Genomic DNA, 11,510 nt, shown 5'->3' on the forward strand with positions numbered 1-11,510 from the left:
CTCATTCCTAAACTCCTAATTTCCAACCAAGAGTACGCATCACATCAGAGAATACGCCTGCTGCTGTAACTTCAGTACCTGCACCGTAGCCACGCAGAACGAGCGGGATTGGCTGGTAGTAACGGCTGTAGAATGCCAGAGCGTTCTCGCCATCTTTAATCTTAAACATTGGGTCATCGCCATCAACAGCTGCGATACGAACCTTACATTTACCTTCAGCGATCTCACCCACATAACGAAGTACTTTGCCTTCTTCTGCTGCGATAGCTGACTGCTCTTTGAAGTATGCATCCGCTTCTGGCAAGCGAGCCATGAACTCGTCAACTGTACCTGAGTCATCAAAACCCGGTGGCAATGCTTGGTCAACTTCAACATCTTCAAGCTCAAGTGCCATACCCGCTTCACGAGCAAGAATAAGCAGCTTACGCGCAACGTCCATACCAGACAGATCATCACGAGGATCCGGCTCAGTGAAGCCGTTATCTTTAGCAATGTTGGTTGCTTGGCTGAGTGTCATACCCTCATCCAGCTTACCGAAGATGTAAGACAGTGAACCAGAAAGAATACCGTTGAACTTCTCAAGCTCATCACCTGCAGAGATTAGGTTCTGTAAGTTTTCGATTACCGGTAGACCTGCGCCTACTGTTGTCTCGTACATCAACTTACGACGAGAGTTACGCGCCACTTCACGAAGCTGATGGTAGTAAGCCATGCTTGCTGTGTTGGCTTTTTTGTTTGGTGTTACAACGTGGAAACCAGCCGCGAGGAAATCTGCGTATTGTCCTGCAATACCTTCGCTAGACGTACAGTCAACCAACACAGGGTTGATGATGTGATTACGTTGAACAAGTGCCGCTAAACGCGCTAGGCTAAACTCTTCTGTCGCACTCGACATACGATCACGCCACTGTTCTAGCGGTAGACCATCGCTGTCTAGCAGCAAGCCTTTGCTGTTTGCTAAACCACATACGCGAATCACGATGCCTTTTTCAGCCAGTTTGCCTTGTTGACGTTGGATCTGGTCAACAAGCTCACCACCAACACCGCCAACACCGACAACGAAGACGTCAAGGAAGTGCTTAGAGTTAAATAGGTTTTCATGACACGCTTTGATTGCTTCTGAGATTTTATCTTCCGGGATAACCGCAGAGATAGCGCGCTCTGAAGAGCCTTGAGCAATAGCAACGATGTTAACGTTCACTTCAGCTAAAGAAGAGAAGAACTGAGAAGCAACGCCACGTGATGTACGCATACCGTCACCCACCAGCGTCACAATCGCAACATCATCCATGAACTCAACTGGCTCTAATAGGCCATCTTTAAGTTCGAGTTCAAACGCATCTGATAACACTTGCTTCGCTTTCACTTTGTCAGCCGATTCAATACAGAAGCTGATGCTGTACTCAGAAGAAGATTGAGTAATAAGAACGATAGAAACGCCTGCAGAAGACATCGCGCCGAATACACGACTCGCCATGCCTACCATGCCTTTCATACCTGGGCCTGATACGTTAACCATCGTTAGGTCACTTAGCGTAGTGATACCTTTGATCGCCAGGTTATCTTCGCCAGTGTCTTGGCCAATCAAAGTGCCGGCACCCTGTGGGTTGAAGCTGTTTTTGATCAGGCATGGAATATGGAATTGTGCGATAGGTGCAATTGTTTTCGGGTGTAGAACAGAAGCACCGAAGTAAGATAGCTCCATCGCTTCTTGGTAGCTAAGTGATTTAAGAAGACGGGCATCATCCACTAAGCGTGGGTCACAGTTGTAAACACCATCGACGTCAGTCCAAATCTCACAGCAATCAGCACGTAGACATGCCGCTAGAACTGCAGCTGAGTAGTCAGAGCCGTTACGGCCAAGCGTTACTAGCTCGCCTTTTTCATTACCAGCAGTAAAGCCCGGCATGATATTTACGTGACCTTTAGGAAGCGGTGATTGGCGGAAGTTCTGAGTTGAAACATCCACATCCACCATAGCTTCAAGATGATCACCTTGAGCATAGAGGTATTCCACAGGGTCAATCAGGCTTGCTGGTTGGCCTTTCGCTTCCAGCACCGCTTTCATTAGCTGGATTGAAACTCGCTCACCTTTACTAATGATACGAGCATTTACGTGATTCGGGCACATGCCCAGTAGGTTAATACCATTCACGAACTGCTTAAGTTGAGCAAGAGAGGTATCGACTTGCTCTTGAAACGCAGAGCCATCTACTGACGGCAATACCGCTTGAATCTCTGCAAACAGCGCAGAAAATGATGATTCTATCTCTGAAATCTGTGTGTCAGCTTCACCGTTTTTCAGTGCAGCTTCAATAACAGCGACCAACTTATTGGTTGTTTTTCCTGGAGCCGATAGTACAACGGCTAGCTCTTCTTGCTGGGCATTATTAGCGATGATATCAGCTGCTCGTAAAAAACGATCTGCATCAGCTAATGATGAACCTCCAAACTTTAAAACGCGCATCCCTTTCTCCATAAGTCATAAAAATGGTACAAAAAAAGGCCTGTATCTTGTTGGATACAGGCCTTTTTTTTAAAATCCGTTACTTAGCAGCCTGCCCCAACAATGTGAATGTCGGTAATAATAATGGTGGTGGTCATTACTAGGTGGCTTACATGCTGCATATCAAATTCTCTGCTTGTGCTTTACTCTACGTGTATCAATTTTTACTACTATGCGTCAATGAAAAGTTGCGTTTTTTTTACATTCACACCGTTTTTCAGAGCAAACCTTCATTTAAGAGATAAAACACCCTGCATCAACCTGCCATTCAGAGAGTGGATTAACTCATCAAACAAACAGAAGTAATCAGTTGCATATATAGTCATAACAAAATGCTCTATCGATAGTACAGCGAACATACAAGTCCTGTGCTTTAATTGAACAATAACGTTCGAAAAACAATAATAATGACATCAGGAGTGGGAAATGAAGAGATTACTTATTCTTTTAGTCTTTGCTATGCCTGTTGTTTGTTCAGCGAACAGTTTACCGCTACTGAGCAGTTTGCCTTTGCTCCCCAGTCAAATCGATAGCTCTGCCCATAAGTTTTTTATCTCCACGCAAAGTGCATCGAGTGAAAGCTTTGATACTTGGACAGTAGACAGTGGCTATTCTTATAGCTTGTTTTCTGATGTGGATCTTTATTTCGGTACACGAATCAACACTGCTGCACTGAAATATGAGAGTGGATTCTTGAGTGGTGTTAGTTATCAGTTTTCCGAAAGAGTCTCTTTCAACAGCTCTCTACACACCTATAACAATGAAACCGAAGACAGTGAGAAATCGGTAGCCGCAGAGCTTTCTAGCCGCGTGCAGCTAACCGACAATCTAGATATGCATGCCACCCTTGATTATGAAGAGTGGCAACAAGGTGTTGAGGTAGGATTAGGGTTTCGCTTCTAATCTATCCCACTTCTTTATTGATGAGCCCGTTAAGATTCAATCAACAATTCCGTTGAAATTAACACACCATTCCAATCGGCATAAATGTAATCACCGGGCTGAATCAGTTGATTGTGTATAGAGAGCGTCACATTCACTTGCCCAACACCGTGCTTCTCGGTTTTAAATGGAGAGGCTCCGAGAGCTTGAATACCAAGATCCATCTGCGCCATCATCGCAACATCACGCACCGCACCATTCACAATGACGCCTTCCCAACCATTTTCGATGGCTAGAATAGCCAATTGGTCGCCAAGTAACGCTTTTTGACACGAGCCATTACCGTCTACAACGAGTACTTTGCCGCAGCCATCGGTCTCTAAAACTTCACGAACCTTGGAATTATCGTGATAACAACGAACTGTTACAATTTTCCCCCAGAACGCACCACGCTGGCCGAAGTTCTGTAATGGCATATTCAGTAGCGTGACTTTGCTTTCAAACTCATCACATAAGTCAGGTGTTATATCGTGCATATATCCTCCGTGAGTAAGGCAAACCTATTAAGTCAGGTGAGCCTCTATGCTTTTATATATTATTAAAATTAATCCTTTGTTTTCATTGCTCTATGCCCAATTTAATACGAAATAAAAGTTGATTGAGCATATTTATCTACTAGACTCTAAGGATAGCTTTCAGCTTCCTTGGTTCATAGTCCGGTCTTTAGCAAGTAAGATGTGCGAAACATCTCGAATAATCATTCTTATTTTGGTGCTAAATAGTCACCATAACATTGGTTAAGTTGTAGCCATACTATTAAAGTTTGTTGCGATACGGCAATTGATGTAAATCAACAAAGTGAATGGAATTAACATTCTCGCGTTGTTAGCATGCTGTTAACATTATAGAATCCTCTTAAATCACTAAAAGAATGATTGAAAGGCGTACTGGATCTACGTTATTGGGCAATACTTCAAGGAAGGCAGATAGCTGGAAGTAAGTGTTTTTTTGAAAACTTTAAGTTATCATCAAAAATACATTACCTGTATGTTATGTTTTGCCTAGAATTTATTCTATTAGCACAGTTTCGTCACAAATTTAGGTACCGCCAAATGCAAACCCCGCAGATTCTTATCGTTGAAGATGAGCAAGTAACTCGTAACACTCTAAAGAGTATTTTTGAAGCAGAGGGATATGCTGTTTTTGAGGCTAGCGACGGTGAAGAGATGCACCAAGTGCTATCTGACAACCAAGTTAACCTTGTAATTATGGACATCAACCTTCCAGGTAAGAATGGCCTACTACTTGCTCGTGAACTGCGTGAGCAAGCAAACGTAGCGCTTATGTTCTTAACAGGTCGTGATAATGAAGTTGATAAGATCCTTGGCCTAGAGATCGGCGCAGATGACTACATCACTAAGCCTTTCAACCCTCGTGAGCTGACTATCCGTGCACGCAACCTTCTGAACCGTTCAATGAGCACAAGCTCTGTTCAAGAAGAAAAGCGTAGCGTTGAGAAGTACGAGTTCAATGGTTGGGTACTAGATATCAACAGTCGTTCTCTGGTTAGCCCAGATGGCGAAGGCTACAAGCTACCTCGTTCAGAGTTCCGTGCTCTACTTCACTTCTGTGAGAACCCAGGTAAGATCCAAACACGTGCAGACCTTCTTAAGAAGATGACTGGCCGTGAGCTTAAGCCACACGATCGTACTGTAGACGTAACAATCCGTCGTATTCGTAAGCACTTTGAATCTGTTTCTGGTACGCCAGAAATCATCGCGACGATTCACGGTGAAGGCTACCGCTTTTGTGGTGACCTAGAAGACTAATTCGATTCGCGCTTCTGGCCGTTTAGTTCTTGCCGTCGATTAGTACTTCTAAACCGATAGCACTCTAACCAGTTAGTACTTATAAACAGTTAGTACTTCTAGCAATCGAAGCGTGATCAATCGTTATTAAAAAGGGAGAATGCCAACGCATTCTCCCTTTTTTATTGTTTATTGTTCGCTAAGGCTTTAGTAAACCGTATCTACCTTAACGTCTTTCTCGACTAACCACTTCACGGTTTCGCCATCTTTGAGTTCAATCGCAACATCAACAGGCTTATCACTGTCGATCTCTAACTGCCATACAAAAGCTACTTCCCACTGCGTTTCACTGTGTGTTCTTAAATCTAGATCGTCAGCTGTTACCAACAAGGTATCTGCACCCTGTTTAACCGTCACACTCTCAACCGCAAGTGTTGCTGGTAATTGTGAGTCAGATTCTAGGTAGATAGCACCATGTAGAGTCTTGTCTTGAGCCTCCCCAATCGTAGGCATTTTGTTGTGCCACAGGTTGCTTTTCATTGTGACTGTCGCTGCAGATACTTCTACTTGATTATCTTGCTGCCATTCTACTTGTGGTGCAGAACAACCCGCTAATGCCACAACGCATGCGGCGAATGCTAATTTTTTCATTATTCTTCTACCTTTGATTTAACCAACTCTTTAAGACTTCAATATCATTTTGGTATTCGTTATTTATTTCATCAACCCAATCTGAAATGTTCTCCCACCACGCAGGCATATCTGGAGATTGAGCTTTCTGAGCAACTTGCTGTATGCGTTTCAGGCCAATGGAACCTGCTGCACCTTTAATCTTGTGTGCCTCAGAAACGATACTGTCTTGATCTTTCGCAACCATATTGGAATTCAATATTTCCATATATTCCGGCATCATATCTTCAAACATCACGATGCTATCCAAAACAGGTTTCGACCCGACAATGTCAACATAAGACTCTAGCATATCAATATCAAGCAAAGTGGTATCAATCGTTGAAAGAGCCGGCTTACTCGCTGTTACTTTCTCAACACCTGCTACTTTTTCAACATCCTTTGCTGTATCAATACCCTCGGCTTTCTCAATAACCTCTGGGGCATCCTCAATCAACTCGCTGATGACATCCTGGATTGCACGAACCGACAGTGGTTTACTGATCGCTTCATCCATGCCTTTCTGGAAATACTCTTGCTTATTGTTTAATACATTCGCGGTTAATGCCACCAAAGGCGGCAATTGGCTATATTTCTCGCGGTAGTATTGGGCAATGTCGAAACCAGTCATATCTGGTAACTGGATATCCAGTAATACCAAGTCATAATCTTTCGGGTTGAAAACGATTTGTGCCTCTTTACCCGTCATTACGACTGTCACTTCATGCCCTAGGCTTTCAAGTAAAGAACGAGCTACTGTGATATTGAGCTCAATGTCTTCGACCATGAAAATCTTAAGGTTGGACTGCTTTCTTGGCGTTTTGATCAAAGCCTGAGTATCGTGATTAACTGGAACTCGAATCGAAATCGTAAAGGTACTACCAAACCCCTCTTCACTGGTGACTTCAATGTTACCGTCCATCATATTGATCAGCTGTTGAGATACAGCAAGACCAATTCCGGTACCGACAGCGTGTAAATTGTCAGTTCCCGATTTCACCTGATAGTACATCGCGAAGATCTTCTCGATTTCACTTTCAGGGATACCTATCCCGGTATCTTCTACTTCCATCGTGATGTTGGCAAAATCGCCATCAATTTCAGCGCTGACCGTCATCACGACACCACCATCTTTGGTGAACTTCATCGCGTTGCTTACAAGATTCCACAATACCTGTCTAAGACGAGTACCATCCACCTCAACTGCAGAAGGGAGATCGGACAATCTTTCTAGATCAAACCTCAACCCTTTCTGCTCTGCCATTAACGCAGAAATGCTTTCGATCTCAACAACGAAATCTTCAAAATTGATAGGGGTTGGGAATAGCTCAAGCTTACGGCGGTCGAACTTATCCATGTCGATAATATCGTTAAAGATATTACCCAATGTTACCGCGCTCACCTTGATGGTTTGCATCTGTTTACGCTGCTCGGTGGTCAGTTGGCTATCAAGCAGCATACGGCTCAAGCCAATGATACCGTTGAGGGGCGTTCTTAACTCGTGACTAATGGTAGAAATAAAGGTGGTCTTATCGCGACTGGCTTTCTCTAGTGATTCTTGGTGCTCTTTACGCTCGGTAATATCACGACCAAAACCAACCAAGCCAAGGTGGCGACCATCTTTACTGTAGAAAGGCACCTTACGCAGCTCGAAGTAACTCTTACGTCCATCGGGGTATTCAAGCCATTGGTCATAGGTCAAAGCTTGGTTGTCAGCAAAGACTTTCTTATCGGTTTCAACAACTTGCTGGGCTACCTCTTTGCTGTAGACATCCCAAGGCGTCAAACCAACTAGCTCTTTTTCTGTTTTGCCCGTGAGTTCTTCAACCGCTCGGTTGCAACCTGAAAACACACCATCTTCATTGCGATAATAAATGAGGTCAGGCGAGGCATCGATAAACGAACGCAACAGCGCCGTACGTTCTGCTAATTCAAGCTGAGTTCGCTCACGCTGAAACACTTCGTTCTCAAGATCATGCATTGCTTCTGCACGCGCTTCTTCGGCTTTTTCACGATCTTCAATTTCTTGGTTGAGCTTTTCGATATTGAGTTGCAGTTTATTGTTGAGTTCTTGATCTCGCTCTCGCATGTCACCCAGCTTAGAGACCAATTTAGCCAACCTTTGGCGAGACTCTTCCAGTTGATCGACCACGACTGAGAGAAAATAGACCGCCCAAGGTGTGATCACTAAACCGAAGAAAACCGAACGGACAATGTCGATATCATCAACATTACCTTTGAGTGCGAGGGTGATACCGACTTGTACAACAACAGCAAGGGCAACAAGCGCTAGGGCGAGTAAGATAGAAAAGCGGACAATCCCCAATTTTACGAGCAGATCCACGTAATACTGGGCAAGATTTTTCATGGGTTTCATTTAGCGCTCCACGCGATAAGACTAGCAACATTCTACCTTGTTTGAAGAAAGTAGGTAAGCTAGCTACATCACACGCAGCAAGAGATTAGCGGTAATATCGAAGGTTAATCAACCAATATTAATACTAACCAAGCAATATCAATACTAGCCAAGCCACATAAATATTAGCCAAGCCACATAAATATTAGCCAAGTAATATAAATGCTAAACAAGAAAAAGACGGAGTCACTAAGTTACCCATTCTATAAAGTTAGTGAATAGAGTATGGATGCACTATCGAACGATTTCGACCATCAGATTTCGCTTGATACAACGCACTGTCAGCCAAGGCAACAGCAGACTCCATTTCGTCATCAGGTGTTGGTATATAAGAGACAATACCAATACTCACCGTGATGGAGTCTGACACTGTCGACTTCTCATGAGCTAATCCTAGTTTTTGCACTTCATCATGAATTCGACGAGCGACCATAAGCGCACCTTCTGTGGTTGTGTTTGGGAGAATAAAGCCAAACTCTTCACCACCGTATCGAGCCACGCAATCCGAAGAGCGATTCAACACCTGCTTAAAGGCTTGTGAAACCTGAATCAAAGCATCGTCACCTTGTTGGTGTCCATAGAAATCGTTATAGCCTTTAAAGAAGTCGATGTCACACAGCATAATCGTCAACGGCAATTTCTCACGCACATGATGATGCCACAATGTAGACAGCTGCTCATCGAAGCGACGTCGATTGGATACCTGAGTTAAACTATCCATAAAACTGAGGCGCTCAAGCTCTAAATTGGCTTCTTCAAGTTTCTGCTCGGCGAGGTAACGTTCTGTGATATCACGTGCCATGATCAGTACACCATTGGTACTCGATGCAGGGTCTCTAAAAGGCGACTTCACTACATCATACCAAGTAAACTCTCCATCACTTGAAACCAGTTTGTCGATGTAACGCAACGAGTTACCTTGATGAAGCACTTGATGATCACTCTCTGATACGCGCATATAAATGCTATTTGGTACTACGTCTTGTAGACGTTTACCCACTAAATCACTGACTTCAGAAATACCCAACGCTGCCACAAATGGCTTATTACACGCCTGGTAAACCATGTTTTCGTTGAAGATACCAATCGAGTCAGGGCTCGCTTCCAAGATGTTTTGTAAAATGGTGTCACGTTGTGCAAGTGCAACTTCAGTATCTTTACGCTTTTCCATTTCCCCACGCAGTTGTTGCTGCATGTCATGCCAATCCGTCACATCGTGACTTATCGAGAGCGTACCTATGGTTTCCCCACTTTGCGAGAGCAAAACACTTTGATAGGTTTCAAGGAGACACCCCTTACCATCTTGGTCTGTGGTCCATGAGCGCTCACTGACACGACCTTTTAAGGCACCACTAGACACACTTAAAGTGCCCTCTTCAGGGCGACCATGCCAAAACTTTTTAAACGCTCGATTACTCGCGACCAATTCACCCTTTTGATCGATGACATAGACCAACTCAGATAAAGAATCCAAAGCGGTACGAGCAACATTGAGATCACGAACCTCTTGGGAAATCTCTTCGTTGGTACTTTTATAAGGGGAAGCATGTATCATCCAAGCCTTTCTACTTCTAAAGTGGATCTTACGACCCACCAAGTTGATCTTAAAAGATTCAAATTCAGAAAGAACCCAAGACGAGAGATATTCAAACGTTCGAGAGTTGATGTGATCAGTGAGGTAATGACGAAAACTATTCTCAGCTTCCACTGTTGGAAAACGAAAGTGAGTACCTATTTGGCGGATACCAAGCAACTGCATGGCTTGGCGATTGGCGTACAAGATCTCACCACTTCGGATGTCAACAAAATAAAGAGGTGAAGGTGTAGCAAGAAGAAGCTGTTCAATATATGACTGGTAACGTAAATAAATATGCCAGCAGATGAGACCTATCAGCAATAGAACAACGATATATATACCGTAGCCATACGCCCTATCCCATAACCAAGTCATTACCAGTTCCATCTGCTCTCAATCTATACTTATAAATTCTGTGAGGGAAATGTTACCACTATTTGTTGGTTTTATCTGCTGTTACCTACAGTCACCCATCCCTATCAATTGGTCGCGTTTAAAACAGGTTGCGTGTACTCGAATGCAAAGCCTGTTTTAATGCCTTGTGCGCCAGTTTTATCAAGCAAACGACCAATCTCAGTCATCGCCAACCAACGGTTCTCACACCATAAAGGGGAGAGTAGTGTCGGGCGTCTCGCCGCAGAAGATACACGATGATAAACCACGTCCGCTGGTGTGCGTTGAATGATCTCACTCGCGATATCAATGTACTCCTCAAGGCTTGGTGCTTCTAGCTTTCCTGCCTTCCAGGCTTTAGCCATAGTACTGCCTTCAACAATATGAAGCCCGTGAAGCTTGATACCATCAGTGCCAGCTGCTAATACCTTCTCTAGAGTTTCAAGGTTATCCGCTTTGGTTTCTTTGGGCAGGCCGACAATAAGGTGAGTACATACCTTGATTCCTAAAGCACGTGCGCGCTGGGTGATCGTTTCATACACAGTGAAATCGTGTCCGCGGTTAATTCGCTTGAGGGTTTTATCATTGGCTGTTTGCAGGCCGAGCTCTAGCCAAATTTCGTAACCTTGCTTAACGTACTCCGCGAGCAGGTCCAGTACTGCATCAGGCACGCAGTCTGGTCTCGTGCCAACACAAAGGCCAACAATCTCTGCTCCGGGTGCTTTTAGAGCCTCTTCATACATATTCTTGAGTACCTGCACTTCAGCATAAGTGCTGGTGTATGCCTGAAAGTAAGCAAGATACTTCTTAGCACGGGCAATCTCACCCGCACGGTCTTTTAATTGATCGGCAATACTTTGAACTTGAGTTTGTTCATCGGCAAAAGAAGCTACATTGCAGAAGGTACAACCGCCACGGCCAATTGTCCCGTCTCGGTTTGGGCAACTAAACCCACCGTGAAGTGTCAGCTTGTGAACCTTCTCGCCATAACGACGTTGGAGATCTTGGCCGATAGTATTAACTAACTCGTGTAATTGCATATTTTCAAAGCACTCAAGTAAATAAGAATGAATATCAGTCTTTTTTGAAAAAAAATTACATCCCTGCAAAATTCGACCAATTAGTTTACGCAAGGATTTTTGCGAGCAACCTATCAAATATCAATAAACATGCAAAAAATAAGCTCTATTTGCCTAATGTTGCACATTTGTTAGGCATTAAATTCAAAACAAAACGAAAAAAATGGTCTACATCGGTTAA

General features: G+C 43.8%; 8 protein-coding genes and 1 other annotated feature. Of the genes, 2 read left to right on the forward strand and 6 right to left on the reverse strand.

The features are described 5' to 3' along the window. Positions 1-7: 7 nt before the first annotated feature. Positions 8-2,467, reverse strand: a complete 2,460-nt coding sequence (gene thrA, locus ACED59_RS09560; protein WP_012603240.1) for a bifunctional aspartate kinase/homoserine dehydrogenase I — start codon at positions 2,465-2,467, stop codon at positions 8-10. Between the two features lie 29 nt (positions 2,468-2,496). Beyond that, positions 2,497-2,615 (reverse strand) — a sequence feature (Thr leader region). Positions 2,616-2,932: 317 nt separating this feature from the next. On the opposite strand from thrA, the gene ACED59_RS09565 reads away from it, so the two are divergent. Beyond that, on the forward strand, positions 2,933-3,409 hold the full coding sequence (locus ACED59_RS09565; protein ID WP_017098327.1) for a hypothetical protein: 477 nt from the start codon (positions 2,933-2,935) through the stop codon (positions 3,407-3,409). 29 nt (positions 3,410-3,438) lie between these two features. Here the strand turns inward: ACED59_RS09565 and ACED59_RS09570 are convergent, their stop codons facing one another. Next, the gene (locus tag ACED59_RS09570) at positions 3,439-3,924 is read right to left on the reverse strand and encodes a putative 4-hydroxy-4-methyl-2-oxoglutarate aldolase (RefSeq protein ID WP_017098326.1); all 486 of its coding nucleotides are present in this window, start codon (positions 3,922-3,924) and stop codon (positions 3,439-3,441) included. A gap of 576 nt (positions 3,925-4,500) precedes the next feature. Here ACED59_RS09570 and arcA point away from each other — a divergent pair. Beyond that, positions 4,501-5,217: a two-component system response regulator ArcA gene (gene arcA / locus ACED59_RS09575; protein WP_004741534.1), complete on the forward strand. Its 717-nt coding sequence runs from the start codon at positions 4,501-4,503 to the stop codon at positions 5,215-5,217. A 186-nt stretch (positions 5,218-5,403) separates the two neighbouring features. Here the strand turns inward: arcA and ACED59_RS09580 are convergent, their stop codons facing one another. From ACED59_RS09580 to ACED59_RS09595, 4 genes are all read right to left on the reverse strand, one after another. Continuing rightward, positions 5,404-5,847 carry a hypothetical protein gene (locus ACED59_RS09580; protein WP_012603236.1) on the reverse strand — a complete coding sequence of 148 codons (444 nt, stop codon included), beginning with the start codon at positions 5,845-5,847 and terminating at the stop codon, positions 5,404-5,406. A gap of 7 nt (positions 5,848-5,854) precedes the next feature. Continuing rightward, the gene (gene arcB, locus ACED59_RS09585; protein ID WP_017098325.1) at positions 5,855-8,242 is read right to left on the reverse strand and encodes an aerobic respiration two-component sensor histidine kinase ArcB; all 2,388 of its coding nucleotides are present in this window, start codon (positions 8,240-8,242) and stop codon (positions 5,855-5,857) included. 250 nt (positions 8,243-8,492) lie between these two features. Further along, entirely contained in the window at positions 8,493-10,244 is a 1,752-nt protein-coding gene (locus ACED59_RS09590; protein WP_012603234.1) for a diguanylate cyclase, read from the reverse strand. 92 nt (positions 10,245-10,336) lie between these two features. After that, on the reverse strand, positions 10,337-11,290 hold the full coding sequence (locus tag ACED59_RS09595; RefSeq protein WP_122046590.1) for a TIGR01212 family radical SAM protein: 954 nt from the start codon (positions 11,288-11,290) through the stop codon (positions 10,337-10,339). Between the last annotated feature and the right edge of the window lie 220 nt (positions 11,291-11,510).

Source organism: Vibrio sp. FF266, assembly GCF_041439695.1.
Classification (GTDB): domain Bacteria; phylum Pseudomonadota; class Gammaproteobacteria; order Enterobacterales; family Vibrionaceae; genus Vibrio; species Vibrio tasmaniensis_A.

Excerpts from the sequence above, each read along its gene's own strand:
- thrA (WP_012603240.1), bottom strand. The coding sequence starts at position 2,467 with ATGCGCGTTTTAAAGTTTGGAGGTTCATCATTAGCTGATGCAGATCGT.
- ACED59_RS09565 (WP_017098327.1), top strand. The coding sequence starts at position 2,933 with ATGAAGAGATTACTTATTCTTTTAGTCTTTGCTATGCCTGTTGTTTGT.
- ACED59_RS09570 (WP_017098326.1), bottom strand. The coding sequence starts at position 3,924 with ATGCACGATATAACACCTGACTTATGTGATGAGTTTGAAAGCAAAGTC.
- arcA (WP_004741534.1), top strand. The coding sequence starts at position 4,501 with ATGCAAACCCCGCAGATTCTTATCGTTGAAGATGAGCAAGTAACTCGT.
- ACED59_RS09580 (WP_012603236.1), bottom strand. The coding sequence starts at position 5,847 with ATGAAAAAATTAGCATTCGCCGCATGCGTTGTGGCATTAGCGGGTTGT.
- arcB (WP_017098325.1), bottom strand. The coding sequence starts at position 8,242 with ATGAAACCCATGAAAAATCTTGCCCAGTATTACGTGGATCTGCTCGTA.
- ACED59_RS09590 (WP_012603234.1), bottom strand. The coding sequence starts at position 10,244 with ATGGAACTGGTAATGACTTGGTTATGGGATAGGGCGTATGGCTACGGT.
- ACED59_RS09595 (WP_122046590.1), bottom strand. The coding sequence starts at position 11,290 with ATGCAATTACACGAGTTAGTTAATACTATCGGCCAAGATCTCCAACGT.